Origin of the sequence: Cupriavidus sp. H18C2, from assembly GCF_049393795.1 — a bacterium.
GTDB classification, from domain to species: Bacteria; Pseudomonadota; Gammaproteobacteria; order Burkholderiales; family Burkholderiaceae; genus Cupriavidus; species Cupriavidus pauculus_C.
The window spans coordinates 2,914,958-2,929,297 of sequence record NZ_CP186010.1 but is presented as its reverse complement, the minus strand read 5'-3'; the positions used below and the strand labels follow the sequence as shown (position 1 = coordinate 2,929,297).

Genomic DNA, 14,340 nt, shown 5'->3' with positions numbered 1-14,340 from the left:
AAATGGCGAAATTGTGACGCCATGCGCCACCCCGCGATGGCGCAGCGCCGCAAAAGGCGGCATGATATGCGCGATTCAGAACAAGAACCGCGCGATTCCTGCAACAGTCGCCGCCGTCCGGGTCGGGTTGCAGCGGAATGTCGTCGCCTTACATGCCAGGCCACACTTGAACGCGCTGCTAAACAAGATCCTGCCGCCCCCGGGGCCGCAACTGGATACCGAGACGCGGGCCAAACTGCTGGCCACCGTCCACCGCGTATCGCCCACCGCCATTGCATCTGCCGTGCTGCTGCCCACGCTGACCGCCTGGGCGTTCTGGCGCGAAGCCAACCACGCCGCGCTGCTGATCTGGTGCGCCATCATGCTGCTGCTCACCGCCGGGGGTAGCTGGTTCTACTTCGGCTACCAGCGCGACAGCGGCAAGATGAGCCGTTCGGCGCACACGCGGAAATGGTGGAACAACATGCGCGCCATCGCGTTCCTGACCGGGCTGACCTGGGGCAGTTCGGCCGTGCTGCACCTATATACAGAGTCGGTAGTGTTCTCCAGCGTGCTGTACCTGCTGACGCTTGGCGTGCTGGCCGGCGGCGCCACGTCCCAGTCGCCGATCCCGTCGAACCTCGTCTTTGCCGGCGTGCCGATCCTGGTGCCCAACATCCTGCTGGCCGACTTTGCCTTCCCCGGCCATGGCGGCTTTGTGCAGATCCTGCTGGTCGTTTACGCGCTGATGCTGGCGCGCCACTCGCTGAACCTGCAGCACACGCTGGTGCGCGCCATCCAGCTCGAATCGGAAAGCCGCCGGCTGGCCAAGCAGTTCCAGGAGGAAAAGGAGCGCGCGCTGCACGCCAGCGAGGAAAAGTCGCGCTTCCTGGCGGCGGCCAGCCACGACCTGCGCCAGCCCGTGCATGCGCTGGTGATGCTGGTGGAAGCGTTGCGCGCGCGCAACCAGTCGAGCGCGCTGCATCCGCTGGTGGAGCAGGTGGCCGCCGGCACGCAGACCATCGACCTGTTGTTCCGGTCGCTGCTGGACCTGTCCAAGCTCGAAGGCCGCAAGGTCCTGCCCACGCTGGAACCGTGCGAACTGCACGTGCTGATCCACGACGTGATGAGCCAGTTCGCGGCCGACGCGCGCGAAAGCGGCCTGACGCTGACGCCACGCGTGCCCGATGAACTCTATGCGATGGCCGAGCCCGTGCTGCTGCGCCGCGCGCTGTTCAACCTCGTGCAGAACGCGCTGCGCTACACCAGGCGGGGCGGCATCCTGGTCACCGCGCGCCAGCGCCGCAAGCACGTGCGCGTGGAGGTGTGGGATACCGGCGCCGGCATCACGCCCGAGCACCTGCCCGAGATCTTCTCGCCGTACTACCAGGTCCACAACCCGCAGCGCGACCCGTCGCAGGGGCTGGGGCTGGGCCTGGCCATCTTCAAGGAATGCGTGCGGCTGATGCGCGGCACCTACGGCGTGCGGTCGGTGCCGGGCAAGGGGTCGGTGTTCTGGTTCGCGCTGGCGCCGGTGCCGGCCGAGACCGTCGATAACGTCCGCGCCATGCGTGCCAACGCGCAGGCCGAGGAAGCGCGGCAGGACCGCCTGCGAGGCACGGTGCTAGTGGTGGACGACGACAGCCAGATCCGCAAGGCGTGGATCGCGCTGATGGAGGCGTGGGGCATCCGCGTGGCCTGCGCCGCCCACGGGCAGGAGGCCGATGCGCTGTTTGCCAAGGGGCTCAAGCCGGACATCATCTTCTGCGACCTGCGCCTGCCCGGCAACGAGAACGGGCTGGACCTGCTGGAACGCTGGCAGACCACGCAGCCGCAGGCGCGCAGCGCGCTGCTGACCGGCGACCTGAAATCGGCGGCACTGCTGGCGGCCGAGGACGCCGGCTACTTTGTGCTGCCCAAGCCGGTGGACCCGGCCAACCTGCGCATGCTGCTGCGCCGCTGGCTGCAGGCCGGCTGAGACCGTCAGTCATCGCCGCAAACAACAACGCCGCCCGGAGTGGGCGGCGTTTTGCATGGCGATCCCGCGATGTTGCGGTGGCGCTTACTGGCGCAGGCGGAAGCGTTCCATCCGCGACATCACCTGCATGCGCGTGCGCACGCCCAGGCGCTGCAGGATGGCGGAGACGTGTTCCTTGACCGTGTTCTCGGTCAGGCCCAGCTTGCGCGCGATGACCTTGTTCGGCAGCCCTTCGAGCACCAGCGCCAGCACCGAGCCCTGGCGCGGCGTCAGGCCCAGCTCGGCCGGGGTGACCGGAATGCCGTGCGCGGGACCGAACGATTGCGAGCGGCCGGACAATGCCTCGTCCGACGGAAAGCTAGTATCGCCGGCCAGCACCTTGCGCACGGCCGCGGTGAAGGCGTTGGCATCGAGATGCTTGCCGACAAAGCCGCACGCGGACAGCGCCCGTGCGCGCCCGACGATCTCGGGCGTGGCCTCGGCGGACATGAAGATGAAGCGCGCGCCCGGGATCACGGTCTTGAACGCCTGCATGGCATCGAAGCCGGTGCCATCGTTCAGCCAGATATCGAGCAGCACGATATCGGGACGGAGTCCCTGGTTCAGCGAGTGGAGAGCTTCCTTGGCACTACCGGCGGCATGGACGGCGACGTCGGGCATCACCTCCGCCAGGAAGGCGGTGGTGCCGGAAAGAGCCATAGGATGATCATCGACCACCAACAAAGTCGGTGCAGCGTTCGACATGCGTATTCCCGTCTAATTTCCCGTTTCGTCCTTGTTGTCACCGTATTCGCGGAATCCGGCGCGTGGACGTAGGGCCCACTCTATCAGAGCGGGGTGCGCGTCACAATCCGTCACACTGGGGTGTTTTTTCTTGCAACACGGACGCAAAGCGTTGTGGGAGGCGCGTTTCGCGGTAATTAAGTACCTATTGAGCACGGATTGCAAGCGTTTGGACAACAGCTTGGTAGAATCGCGGCGATGAAAAATATTGTCATATTGATTTCCGGGCGTGGCTCCAATATGGAAGCGATCGTCCGGGCCTGCGCAGCCGAGCATTGGCCGGCGCGCGTGGCCGCGGTGCTGTCGAACCGGCCCGATGCCACGGGCCTGCAGTTTGCCGCCAGCCACGGCATTGCCACAGGTGTGGTGGACCACAAGCAGTTTCCCGATCGTGAGCAGTTCGATGCGGCGATGCGCGATGCCATCGACGCGTTCCAGCCCGACCTGGTCGTGCTGGCCGGCTTCATGCGCATCCTGACCGACGGCTTTGTCGAGCACTACGCGGGCCGGATGCTGAATATCCATCCGTCGCTGCTGCCGAGCTTTCCCGGCATGCACACGCATCGCCAGGCGCTGGAGGCCGGCGTGAAGCTGCATGGCGCGACCGTGCATTTCGTCACGCCGCAGCTGGACCACGGCCCGATCGTGATGCAGGCCGCGCTCGATGTTCTCCCAGGCGACACGCCCGAGTCGCTGGCCGATCGTTTGCTCGATAGCGAACATGTCATTTACCCGCGCGCCGTGCGCTGGTTCGTCGAAGACCGCCTGCATGTGCAGGACGGTGTCGTTCAAGTTCAACCGGCCGAGCCCCAATGGTTCATGGCCATCTCGCCCACCGAGGCAGGAAAACAGCCATGACTCGTCAAGATACCCAGACCACCCGGGACAATCGCCAACGCCCGCGCAGCAGCAAGGGCAAGGCCAGTCCGATTCGCAAGCCGCAGGGCGCGCAGGCCGGTCACGCGCCGCGCACGCCCGGCAGCCTCCAGGCATTCCATCTGCAGCACATCGACCGCGTGCTCGGCAAGGTGCTGCTGTTCGCGCGCCCGGCCGATGCGGTGGTGAGCCACTACTTCCGCGAAAATAGCAAACTTGGCCATCGTGACCGAGGAATCATCGCTGAAGCAGTTTTCGCAGTGTTGCGTCGACGCGTCGAATTCGGTCAATTTGCCGAAAGCGGCACCGGCGCCGCCACGCGTCGCCTGGGCCTGCTGGGCCTGGCCGCCACGTTGGGCCGCGACACGCTGACGCCGTTCCTGTATCCCGACGAAGCGGAATGGCTGGACCGCCTGACTACGATCGAGCGCTCCAGCCTGGCACCGCGCGTGCGGGCCAATTTGCCGGAATGGCTCTATGACGACCTTGTCGCACGTCATGGCGAGGCGTTCACGACGGCGATGGGCGATGCATGGCTGCGGCCCGCGCCGCTGGACCTGCGCGTGAATACCGCCAAGCTGTCGCGCGAAGAGGCGCTGGCGGAGTTGCAGACGGCCGGCATTGTGGCCGAGCCGGCGCCGATGGCGCCCGCGGGCATCCGCCTCAAGGGCAAGCCGGCGCTGAACCAGTTGCCGCTGTTCATCAACGGCGGTGTCGAGGTGCAGGACGAAGGCAGCCAGTTGCTGTGCCACCTGCTGGCCCCGCGCCGTGGCGAGATGGTGGTGGATTTCTGCGCTGGTGCGGGCGGCAAGACGCTGGCACTGGGCGTGGCGATGCGGTCGACGGGACGCCTCTACGCATTCGACGTGTCCGAGAAGCGCCTGGCCAACCTCAAGCCGCGCCTGGCGCGTAGTGGTTTGTCCAACGTGCATCCGGTGCTGATCGATTCGGAGCGGGACGCCAAGGTCAAGCGCCTCGCCGGCAAGATCGACCGCGTGCTGGTCGATGCGCCGTGCAGCGGCCTAGGTACCCTGCGCCGGAATCCGGACCTCAAGTGGCGCCAGACGCCGGAATCGGTGGTCGAGCTGACCGCCAAGCAGGGCGCCATCCTCGAAGCGGCGGCCAAGCTCGTGAAGGGTGGCGGACGTGTCGTGTACGCCACCTGTAGCGTCCTGGAGGCCGAAAACGAGGCAATCGTCCGCGATTTCCTGGCCAAGCACGAGAATTTCCGCTTGGTGCCCGTGGCCGAAGTGCTGGCCGAGCAGAAGATCGAAGTGCGTGACTTGCCGGCCGAAGGCGGCATGTTGGCGCTGTATCCGCACATCCATCAGACCGACGGCTTCTTTGCGGCGGTGCTGGAACGCACGCGCTGATTCCGATGATGGCTGGATCGCTGCCGAAAGCCGCCCGATGAACGCCGATACGATCGTGGCGCTGACGCGCTCGCATTCCGTGATGGGCAAGATGCTCCAGGATCTCATCGACGATGCGGGCGGGCAGGGCTTCTTCTGGCAGATCGGCATCCTGCTGGGATGCCTGCTGGTGGCGTGGCCGCTGGCGCGCCACGTCATCAAACGGCTCGAAGCCCGGCACGAGACGTCCAGCTTCGCGCTGCGGCTGGCCGCGGTCAGCCTGGAGCGGGCCATGTTCCCGCTATTCGCGTGGCTGCTGGTGCTGGTGGCGCGCTACGCGCTGGCGCCGTTTGCCTCGGTCAGCGTGCTGAGGCTGGCGCTGGTGCCGCTGTTCGGCATCACGGCGCTGTACTTCGCGTTCTATATCCTGCGCCGCGTGATGTCGGCCAGCGGCCAGCTTCACGGCATGCTGGTGCTGGTCGAGAAGGTGCTGACCACGCTGGTTTGGCTTGGCATGGCGCTGTACGTGGTGGGGCTGCTGCCGGACGTGATCCACTGGATGGAATCGGTGCGGTTCCCGGTGGGCGGCAAGCACCCGATCAGCATCGCCGACGCGCTGATGGGCGTGATCTGGATCCTGCTGACCGTGCTGGTGGCGCTGTGGTTCGGCTCCTGGCTCGAAGAGCGGCTGATGCGGGCCAGGACGCTGGACGCGAACCTCAAGGTGGTGCTGACGCGCATCGCCAAGGCGCTGCTGCTGCTGGTGTCGCTGCTGCTGAGCCTGTCGCTGGTCGGCATCGACCTGACCGTGCTGTCGGTGTTCGGCGGGGCGCTGGGCGTCGGGCTGGGCCTGGGTTTGCAGAAGATCGCCAGCAACTACATCTCGGGGTTCATCATCCTGCTGGACCGCTCGGTCAAGCTGGGCGACCAGATCACGGTGGACAAGTACACTGGCATCGTGTCGCAGATCCGCACCCGCTACACCGTGGTGCGCAATGGCGACGGCGAGACGCTGGTGCCGAACGAGCAACTGGTGGCGCAATCCGTGCAGAATCATTCATTCTCCGGCACCAACGTGCGGGTAGCGGTGCGGGTGCAGGCCGACTACGCGAGCGACCCCGAGACGGTGATCGCGCTGCTGCAGGACGCTGTGCGCGATGTGCCACGTGTGCTGCCCAAACCGGCCCCGGCGGCGTTCCTGGTGGCCTTTGCCGACAGCGGTATCGAGTACGAAGCGGCGGTCTACATCGCCGATCCCGAAAACGGCAAGCTGGGCGTGCAGTCGGCGATGAATCGCGCAATCTGGCGGATCTTCCAGGCGAATGGCGTGTCCATTCCTTATCCGCAGCGGGAACTGCGGGTCTTGCCGGGCGCCGGCGAGCCCGTGGCGGCGGCCGCGGTGCCACAGGACTGAGTGGCGCCAACGCCATCTGCGGAACGAATGGCGGCAGGCCCTATCAAAGTCGGGGAAAAAGCGGATGTCCCACCCGCCGCGATCCGGTAGAATTGCCGGTTGTCGCGGGTTGACCGAATCCCCGCTGCCCCACACCAGACAACCGCCAGATTGCAGCGGTTCGTGCCTCGGCCTGGCGCCCCCTCAGGGCAGCGCCCGCGCCAGAAAGCTATCGCAATCGCTGAATTTGCAGTCCTTTTTCTGCGCGACAGGTGCGCCGCACGGTGGTGCCGCGCTGCAAACACTCGTTTTACGACGGAGAACATAGTTTGTTCGACATTATTCTTGACTGGGCCGCCAACGGCCTTGCCAACTGGTCCTGGTGGGAGATCGTGATCTTCACGCTCGTGGTGACGCACATCACCATCGCCGGCGTCACCATCTTCCTGCACCGCTGCATGGCGCACCGGTCGCTGGACCTGCATCCCATCGCCCAGCACTTCTTCCGCTTCTGGCTCTGGCTGACCACGGGCATGGTGACCAAGGAATGGACCGCCATCCACCGCAAGCACCACGCCAAGTGCGAGACGGCCGACGACCCCCACAGCCCGCAGACGCGCGGCATCCGCAAGGTGCTGCTGGAAGGCGCCGAGCTGTACCGCACCGAGGCCAAGAACAAGGAAACGATTGCCAAGTTCGGCCACGGCACGCCTGACGACTGGATCGAGCGCAACGTGTATTCGCGCTTTGGCTGGCAGGGCGTGGGCCTGATGCTGATCATCGACCTGGCGCTGTTCGGCGTGATCGGCATGACCGTGTGGGCCGTGCAGATGCTGTGGATTCCGATCCACGCGGCCGGCATCATCAACGGCCTGGGCCACTGGTGGGGCTACCGCAACTACGATTGCGAGGATGCTTCGACCAACGTGTCGCCGTGGGGCTTCATCATCGGCGGCGAGGAACTGCACAACAACCACCACACGTACCCGACGTCGGCCAAGTTTTCGATCAAGTGGTACGAGATCGACGTGGGCTGGTGGTACATCCGCGCGATGCAGTCGGTGGGCCTGGCGAAGGTCAAGAAGACCCCGCCCAAGGCTCGCCTGGTGGAAGCGCGTCCGGTGGACCACAACACGCTGGAGGCGATCATCGCCAACCGCTACGACGTGATGGCCCGCTACGCCAAGGCGCTGAAGAGCGCGTACCGTGCCGAGCTGCGCAAGCACAAGGAAGGCAACTCGCCCGAGTACAAGAGCTACAAGCCCGCGCGCAAGTGGTTCCACCGCGAGGAAGTGAAGCTGGCCGCGCCGCAGCGCCAGCAACTGGCCAGCATCACCGAGCAGAACAAGATGCTGCACACCTACGTGGAAATGCGCCGCGAGCTGGCCGTGATCTGGGGCCGCTCGAACATGACGCGCGAGCAACTGCTGGCCCAGCTTCAGGCGTGGTGCCACCGCGCCGAGGCCAGCGGCATCCAGGCGCTGCAGGAGTTTTCGCTGCGTCTGCGCCGGTACGCCTGATACAATCGCCGACGCGCCCGTCATGGCTAAAAGCCCCGCCCCAGGCGGGGCTTTTCTTTTGGCTACACTCCCCCATGTTTCCGGCATAGATCGCGCGGCCGAGCGCGACGGCCCACGGGCGCCACGAGGAGTACTGCTTACATGACCCCACAAACGATCAAGACCGTCGAGTTCGAGAAACCGAACCTCGCGGATGCCGAGAACGCCGCTGGCGGCAGTTGCGTGGCCCACGCCTGGGCCAAGGTGCCGCCGGCGCTGACCCCCGACGAACGCAGCGCCCTGAAGGACCGCATCCGCCGCCTGCTCAAGGCGCGCAACGCGGTGCTGGTGGCGCACTATTACGTCGACGCCGACCTGCAGGACCTGGCCGAGGAAACCGGCGGCTGCGTGTCCGATTCCCTTGAGATGGCCCGCTTCGGCCGCGACCACGCCGCGCAGACGCTGGTGGTGGCCGGCGTGCGCTTCATGGGCGAGACCGCCAAGATCCTGAGCCCCGAGAAGACGATCCTGATGCCGGATCTCGATGCGACCTGCTCGCTCGACCTGGGCTGTCCGGCCGACGAATTCGCCGCGTTCTGCGACGCGCATCCGGACCGCACGGTCGTGGTCTACGCCAACACCAGCGCCGCCGTGAAGGCGCGCGCGGACTGGATGGTGACGTCAAGCATCGGGCTGAAGATCGTCGAGCACCTGCACGCGCGCGGCGAGAAGATCCTGTGGGCCCCGGACAAGCACCTGGGCAGCTACATCCAGAAGCAGACCGGCGCCGACATGCTGCTGTGGCAGGGCTCGTGCCTGGTCCACGACGAGTTCAAGGGTGTCGAGCTGGACCTGCTGCGCCGCGAGCACCCGAACGCCAGGATTCTGGTGCATCCCGAGTCGCCGGCGAACGTGGTGGCCCAGGCCGACGTGGTCGGCTCGACCAGCCAGCTGATCGCGGCCGCCCAGCAGCTCGACGCCAGGGAGTTCATCGTCGCGACCGACAACGGCATCCTGCACAAGATGCGCATGGCCGCGCCGGGCAAGCTGTTCATCGAGGCCCCCACGGCCGGCAACAGCGCCACGTGCAAGAGTTGCGCGCATTGCCCGTGGATGGCGATGAACGCGCTGACCAACCTGGCCGAGGTGCTGGAGACAGGCCGCAACGAGATCCACGTGGATCCGGCCATCGGCCGCCGCGCCGTGACCTGCATCGACCGCATGCTCGACTTTGCCGCCGCGCAGAAGGCCAACGTGCGGCCCGCCGCCGACCTCGCCCGCGAGGGCGCGCTGTTCCAGGGAGTCGGCCCGGCATGAGCGTGAATCCGTTGTTCGACAGCTACGGCCCGGCACTGGCCGCCGCGCTGGAAGCCAATGTGCGCGCCGCGATTGCCGAGGACGTGGGCACGGGCGACCTGACCGGCCTGCTGGTGCCGGCCGACAAGCCGGTGCAGGCGCGCGTGATCGTGCGCGAGGCGGCCGTGCTGTGCGGCCGTCCGTGGTTCGAAGCGTGCATGAAGGCCGTGGACGAGCGGCTGCGCGTGACGTGGCATCGGGAAGAAGGCGCGCGGATGGCGCCCGACGACCTGGTATGCGAGATCACCGGCCCCGCGCGCGCGCTGCTGACCGCCGAGCGGCCGTCGCTGAATTTCCTGCAACTGCTGTCGGGCGTGGCCACGGCCACCCGCCGCTATGCGGACCTGATCGCCGACACGCGGGCGCGCGTGCTGGACACCCGCAAGACGCTGCCGGGCCTGCGGCTCGCGCAGAAGTACGCGGTCAAGGTAGGCGGCGGCGAGAACCAGCGGCTGGCCCTCTACGACGGCATCCTGATCAAGGAAAACCACATCGCCGCCGCGGGCAGCATCACGGCCGCCGTGCAGGCGGCGCTGGCGCTGGGCACGCGGGCGTCGATCCAGGTCGAGGTCGAGTCGATCGCCGAGCTGGAAGAAGCGCTGACGGCCGGTGCGAAGTCCGTCCTGATCGACAACTTCACGCTCGACATGATGCGCGAGGCCGTGGCGATCAACCAGGGCCGGGCGCTGCTGGAGGTGTCGGGCGGCGTCAACTACGAGACCATCCGCCAGTTCGCCGAAACCGGCGTCGACCGCATCTCGGTGGGCGCGCTGACGAAGGACGTGCGCGCGACCGATTACTCGCTGCGGGTGGTGGGGTAGGGATGGTTTTGCTCCCCTCTCCCGCTGGGAGATGGGTTGGGGGAGAGGGGTTGGGGAAGAGGGCGTTGAGGTTCAAAGTGAGACTTGTCTGGCCTTGAACCGCCGGCCCTCACCCCCGCCGCCGTGCCGCCCGTACCGTCATCGGTTGCAGCACGGTCGGCAGCGCCTTGGGCAGCGTGTCGGGGTAGTCGCGGCTGTAGTGCAGGCCGCGGCTTTCGTGGCGCGAGTAGGCGCCATCGACGATCATCGCGGCCACTTCCACGAGGTTGCGCAGTTCCAGCAGGTCGCGCGTGACGCGGAAGTTGGCGTAGTACTCGGCGATTTCCTCGCGCAGCAGGCCGATGCGGTGCTGCGCGCGTTCCAGCCGCTTGTCGGTGCGCACGATCCCGACGTAGTTCCACATCATCCGCCGCAGTTCGTCCCAGTTGTGCGAGACGACGACTTCCTCGTCGGCGTCCGACACGCGGCTCTCGTCCCAGGCGGGTAGCTGGACGTCGGGCGCGCCGGCCTTGCCCTGCGCGGCGATGTCGTCGGCGGCCGCCCGGCCGATCACCATGCATTCCAGCAGCGAATTCGACGCCAGCCGGTTGGCGCCGTGCAGCCCGGTGCAGCCGGTCTCGCCCACCGCGTAGAGGCCGGCCACGTCAGTGCGTCCGGCCGTGTCGGTGACCACGCCACCGCAGGTGTAGTGGGCCGCCGGCACCACCGGGATCGGCTCGCGCGCGATGTCGATGCCAAGCTCCAGGCAGCGCGCGTGGATCGTCGGGAAATGTTCCTTCAGGAATGCCTCGGGCTGGTGCGTGATGTCCAGGTAGACGCAGTCCAGGCCGCGCTTCTTCATCTCGAAGTCGATGGCCCGCGCCACCACGTCGCGCGGCGCCAGTTCGGCGCGGTCGTCGTGATCGGGCATGAAGCGCGTGCCGTCGGGCAGCTTCAGCAGGCCACCTTCGCCACGCACGGCTTCCGAAATCAGGAACGACTTGGCGTAGGGGTGGTAGAGGCAGGTCGGATGGAACTGGATGAATTCCATGTTGGCCACGCGGCAGCCCGCGCGCCATGCCATGGCGATGCCGTCGCCGGTGGCCGTGTCCGGGTTGGTCGTGTAGAGATAGACCTTGCCGGCGCCGCCGGCCGCCAGCACGGTCTGGGTGGCCGTGATGGTCCGCACCGTGTCGGTGGCCACGTCCAGCACGTAGAGCCCGTAGCAGCGGTTGCCGGGCAGGCCCAGCTTGGCCGACGTGATCAGGTCGATGGCGAACTGGTCTTCCAGGATCGTGATGTTGGGATGCCGGCGCGCCTGCTCGGCCAGCGTGGTGACCACGGCGTGGCCGGTGGCGTCTGCGGCGTGGATGATCCGCCTGCGGCTGTGGCCGCCTTCGCGCGTCAGGTGAAAGCCCAGTTCGGCCTGGTCGTCACGGGTGAACGGCACGCCGCGGTCGATCAGCCACTGGATCGCCTCCCGGCCGTGCTCGACGATGTAGCGCGTGGCCTCCTCGTCGCAGAGCCCGGCACCGGCCACCAGCGTGTCCTGCGTATGCTCGTCGTGGCTGTCGCCCGAATCCAGTACTGCCGCGATACCCCCCTGGGCCCAGTCGCTGGCGCCCGTCGTCATGGCGCGCTTGCTGAGGATGACCACCCGGTGGGTGTCGGCCAACTGCAACGCGACGGTAAGGCCGGCCAGACCGCTGCCGACGATCGCGACATCGAAGTTCATGGTGCAGGGGGATCGCTTTGGGGGCGAAAGCGTGATGGGGGAAGCGGGGAAGTCTACACCGGCTTGCCACAAAACTGACATCTTTCCCTTGTCTGACAAGGGTTGGCGGCCGATGGAAGGGCGGCCGGCAACGCGGCGCGGGCCCCAATGCAAAAAGCCCCGCGAATGCGAGGCTTTTGGCTGAAGACCATCGATCAATTACTTGATCTTGGTTTCCTTGTAAGGCACGTGCTTGCGGGCGATGGGATCGAACTTCGAGATCTCCATCTTTTCCGGCATGGTGCGCTTGTTCTTGGTGGTCGTGTAGAAATGACCGGTACCTGCGGTCGATTCCAGCTTGATCTTGTCGCGTCCGCCTTTGCTGGCCATGGTGTACTCCTAATTAGACTTCGCCGCGTGCGCGCAGGTCTGCGAGCACGGCGTCGATGCCTTTCTTGTCGATCAGGCGCAGACCGGCGTTCGAGACGCGCAGGCTCACCCAGCGGTTTTCCGATTCAACGAAGAAGCGGCGGTTCTGCAGGTTGGGCAGAAAACGGCGCTTGGTCTTGTTGTTTGCGTGGGAAACGTTGTTGCCGACCATCGGCGCTTTCCCGGTCACTTGACAGACGCGTGCCATGAAGCACTCCTAAATCTTATTCGTGGACAATGTTCGCAACAGATCAACAAAAGGCGCGCGGGCCCGGACTGCAGCGGATTGGTACTTCAGCGAAACGAACATTATAGACCGGAAACGAGCGGCGAATCAATGCCTTCCGAGAGTTTCGGAAGCGGGCCGTTGTGCCGTGCCGCTTGCGTCACGTACGGCGACGCCGATCGGCGGGTCTTGTTCCAGGGCACCGCGGCGGGGCGCGGTGCGGCCGCCACTGTAATCGGGCCGCCGGCGGAAGTCCAGCGCCGCGCGGCCGGCCGGGGTCGATATTTCCCGAAAGCGATGGGGGCGTCCCGGGCGGTGGACGGTGCAGTCGCTTACAATGGCGGCTGTTGACCGGTTGACTCCCATGACTTTGCAAACTACTCCGGCGCAGGCCGGCGCCGCGGACGCGTCCGCGCGCAAGACCGTCCAGGCCGATTCCTTCCTGACGCTGCACTACAGTATCGCCCTCGAGAACGGCACCGAAGTGGTGAGCACGTTCGAGGAAAAGCCGGCCACGCTGCTGCTGGGCCAGGGCCAGCTGGCGCCCACGCTGGAGCAGGCGCTGCTGGGCATGCCCGAAGGCCAGCGCATGACGTACCGGCTGGACCCGGACCATGCGTTCGGCCCGCGCAATCCCGAACTGCTGCAGTGGGTCTCGCTGGCCACGCTGCGCGAGAACAGCTCGTTCGAGGAGGAATACACGCCGGGCGATCTCGTCGAGTTCAACGCGCCCGGCGGCGGCAAGTACGCCGGTGTGCTGAAGGAATACGGCGACACCGCGGCGCTCTTCGATTTCAACCACCCGCTGGCCGGACAGACGATCCTGTTCGACGTCCAGCTGATCGGAATTCTCTGATGTCTGTCGTGGCCCCCGACCCTACTACCGCCGCCGACGCGGAAATCCTGATGGCGCAGCCGCGCGGCTTCTGCGCCGGCGTGGACCGTGCCATCGAAATCGTCGAGCGCGCGCTGTCGCTGTTCGGCGCGCCGATCTACGTGCGCCATGAAATCGTGCACAACGCCTATGTGGTGGCCGACCTGCGCAAGAAGGGTGCGATCTTCATCGACGAACTCGATGAAGTGCCGGCCGGCTCAACGGTCATCTTCAGCGCGCACGGCGTGTCGAAGGAAGTGCGCGCGGACGCCACGCGTCGCGGTCTGACCGTGTTCGACGCCACCTGCCCGCTGGTGACCAAGGTCCACGTGGAAGTGGGCAAGATGCGCGCCGAAGGCTGCGAGATCATCATGATCGGCCACAAGGGGCACCCCGAGGTGGAAGGCACGATGGGCCAGTCCGAGCACGGCATGCTCCTGGTGGAATCGGTCGACGACGTGAAGCGGCTGGAGGTCAAGGACCCGGCCCAGCTTGCCTACGTCACGCAGACCACGCTGTCGGTGGACGAGACCGCCGAGATCGTGGCCGCTCTCAAGACGCGCTTCCCGCTGATCCGCGAGCCGAAGAAGCAGGACATCTGCTACGCGACGCAGAACCGCCAGGACGCCGTGAAGTTCATGGTGCCGCAGGTGGAAGTGGTCATCGTGGTGGGCAGCCCGAACAGCTCGAACTCGAACCGCCTGCGCGAGCTGGCGGACCGCCTGGGCGTGCCGGCCTACATGGTCGACGACCCCGACCAGCTCAAGCCCGAGTGGGTGGCCGGCAAGCGCCGGATCGGCCTGACCGCGGGCGCGTCGGCGCCCGAGGCGCTGGCCCAGGCGATCGTCGAGCGCCTGCGCACGTTCGGCGTGAAGAGCGTGCGCGCGCTGGAAGGTGTCGAGGAGAACATGTCGTTCCCGCTGCCGCGTGGCCTGGCCAGCGTGTCGGTCCAGTCCTGATCCCCGGCGGCCCCGCCGCCCTCGCTGTTTCCTGAACGCCGCTGGCCTGACCGCCAGCGGCGTTTTGCTTTTCCGGGCCGGTTGCACCGCTGCGGTGCGGCCGGTCGCACCCTCCCGCGCAT

At 66.5% G+C, this 14,340-nt stretch carries 13 protein-coding genes; 9 read left to right on the top strand and 4 right to left on the bottom strand.

Features of this window, described 5'->3' with window-relative positions:
• The first annotated feature begins 166 nt into the window (after nt 1-166).
• Entirely contained in the window at nt 167-1,957 is a 1,791-nt protein-coding gene (locus EPAKOI_RS13250) for a hybrid sensor histidine kinase/response regulator (protein ID WP_423192388.1), read from the top strand.
• 84 nt (nt 1,958-2,041) lie between these two features.
• Here EPAKOI_RS13250 and EPAKOI_RS13245 read toward each other — a convergent pair whose 3' ends face one another.
• Nucleotides 2,042-2,701, bottom strand: coding sequence for a response regulator (locus EPAKOI_RS13245; RefSeq protein WP_029051234.1), 660 nt, complete (start codon nt 2,699-2,701; stop codon nt 2,042-2,044).
• A 237-nt stretch (nt 2,702-2,938) separates the two neighbouring features.
• Between EPAKOI_RS13245 and purN the strand changes: the two genes are divergently transcribed.
• From purN to nadC, 6 genes are all read left to right on the top strand, one after another.
• The gene (gene purN / locus EPAKOI_RS13240) at nt 2,939-3,598 is read left to right on the top strand and encodes a phosphoribosylglycinamide formyltransferase (protein WP_124685040.1); all 660 of its coding nucleotides are present in this window, start codon (nt 2,939-2,941) and stop codon (nt 3,596-3,598) included.
• Complete coding sequence (locus tag EPAKOI_RS13235) at nt 3,595-4,989, top strand: RsmB/NOP family class I SAM-dependent RNA methyltransferase (protein WP_124683367.1); 1,395 nt, start codon at nt 3,595-3,597, stop codon at nt 4,987-4,989. The genes purN and EPAKOI_RS13235 overlap by 4 nt, the downstream gene beginning before the upstream one ends.
• Nucleotides 4,990-5,026: 37 nt before the next feature.
• Complete coding sequence (locus tag EPAKOI_RS13230) at nt 5,027-6,382, top strand: mechanosensitive ion channel family protein (RefSeq protein ID WP_423192387.1); 1,356 nt, start codon at nt 5,027-5,029, stop codon at nt 6,380-6,382.
• A gap of 308 nt (nt 6,383-6,690) precedes the next feature.
• Nucleotides 6,691-7,881, top strand: coding sequence for a DesA family fatty acid desaturase (locus tag EPAKOI_RS13225; protein ID WP_124683369.1), 1,191 nt, complete (start codon nt 6,691-6,693; stop codon nt 7,879-7,881).
• Nucleotides 7,882-8,022: 141 nt separating this feature from the next.
• Entirely contained in the window at nt 8,023-9,177 is a 1,155-nt protein-coding gene (gene nadA / locus EPAKOI_RS13220) for a quinolinate synthase NadA (protein WP_124683370.1), read from the top strand.
• Complete coding sequence (nadC, locus tag EPAKOI_RS13215) at nt 9,174-10,037, top strand: carboxylating nicotinate-nucleotide diphosphorylase (RefSeq protein ID WP_423192386.1); 864 nt, start codon at nt 9,174-9,176, stop codon at nt 10,035-10,037. The genes nadA and nadC overlap by 4 nt, the downstream gene beginning before the upstream one ends.
• A 109-nt stretch (nt 10,038-10,146) precedes the next feature.
• Here the strand turns inward: nadC and nadB are convergent, their stop codons facing one another.
• The 3 genes from nadB to rpmB all read right to left on the bottom strand — a co-directional run bounded on the left by nadB (nt 10,147) and on the right by rpmB (nt 12,367).
• Nucleotides 10,147-11,751, bottom strand: a complete 1,605-nt coding sequence (gene nadB / locus EPAKOI_RS13210) for an L-aspartate oxidase (RefSeq protein WP_124683372.1) — start codon at nt 11,749-11,751, stop codon at nt 10,147-10,149.
• Between the two features lie 198 nt (nt 11,752-11,949).
• The gene (rpmG, locus tag EPAKOI_RS13205) at nt 11,950-12,120 is read right to left on the bottom strand and encodes a 50S ribosomal protein L33 (protein WP_029051226.1); all 171 of its coding nucleotides are present in this window, start codon (nt 12,118-12,120) and stop codon (nt 11,950-11,952) included.
• A 13-nt stretch (nt 12,121-12,133) separates the two neighbouring features.
• Complete coding sequence (rpmB, locus tag EPAKOI_RS13200; RefSeq protein ID WP_008644908.1) at nt 12,134-12,367, bottom strand: 50S ribosomal protein L28; 234 nt, start codon at nt 12,365-12,367, stop codon at nt 12,134-12,136.
• A 382-nt stretch (nt 12,368-12,749) separates the two neighbouring features.
• On the opposite strand from rpmB, the gene EPAKOI_RS13195 reads away from it, so the two are divergent.
• On the top strand, nt 12,750-13,241 hold the full coding sequence (locus EPAKOI_RS13195) for an FKBP-type peptidyl-prolyl cis-trans isomerase (protein ID WP_124683373.1): 492 nt from the start codon (nt 12,750-12,752) through the stop codon (nt 13,239-13,241).
• Entirely contained in the window at nt 13,241-14,218 is a 978-nt protein-coding gene (gene ispH, locus EPAKOI_RS13190) for a 4-hydroxy-3-methylbut-2-enyl diphosphate reductase (protein WP_124683374.1), read from the top strand. The genes EPAKOI_RS13195 and ispH overlap by 1 nt, the downstream gene beginning before the upstream one ends.
• Nucleotides 14,219-14,340 lie beyond the last annotated feature (122 nt).

Coding starts and splice junctions, on each gene's coding strand:
- EPAKOI_RS13245 (WP_029051234.1), bottom strand. CDS start 2,701: ATGTCGAACGCTGCACCGACTTTGTTGGTGGTCGATGATCATCCTATG.
- purN (WP_124685040.1), top strand. CDS start 2,939: ATGAAAAATATTGTCATATTGATTTCCGGGCGTGGCTCCAATATGGAA.
- EPAKOI_RS13235 (WP_124683367.1), top strand. CDS start 3,595: ATGACTCGTCAAGATACCCAGACCACCCGGGACAATCGCCAACGCCCG.
- EPAKOI_RS13230 (WP_423192387.1), top strand. CDS start 5,027: ATGAACGCCGATACGATCGTGGCGCTGACGCGCTCGCATTCCGTGATG.
- nadA (WP_124683370.1), top strand. CDS start 8,023: ATGACCCCACAAACGATCAAGACCGTCGAGTTCGAGAAACCGAACCTC.
- nadC (WP_423192386.1), top strand. CDS start 9,174: ATGAGCGTGAATCCGTTGTTCGACAGCTACGGCCCGGCACTGGCCGCC.
- nadB (WP_124683372.1), bottom strand. CDS start 11,751: ATGAACTTCGATGTCGCGATCGTCGGCAGCGGTCTGGCCGGCCTTACC.
- rpmG (WP_029051226.1), bottom strand. CDS start 12,120: ATGGCCAGCAAAGGCGGACGCGACAAGATCAAGCTGGAATCGACCGCA.
- rpmB (WP_008644908.1), bottom strand. CDS start 12,367: ATGGCACGCGTCTGTCAAGTGACCGGGAAAGCGCCGATGGTCGGCAAC.
- EPAKOI_RS13195 (WP_124683373.1), top strand. CDS start 12,750: ATGACTTTGCAAACTACTCCGGCGCAGGCCGGCGCCGCGGACGCGTCC.
- ispH (WP_124683374.1), top strand. CDS start 13,241: ATGTCTGTCGTGGCCCCCGACCCTACTACCGCCGCCGACGCGGAAATC.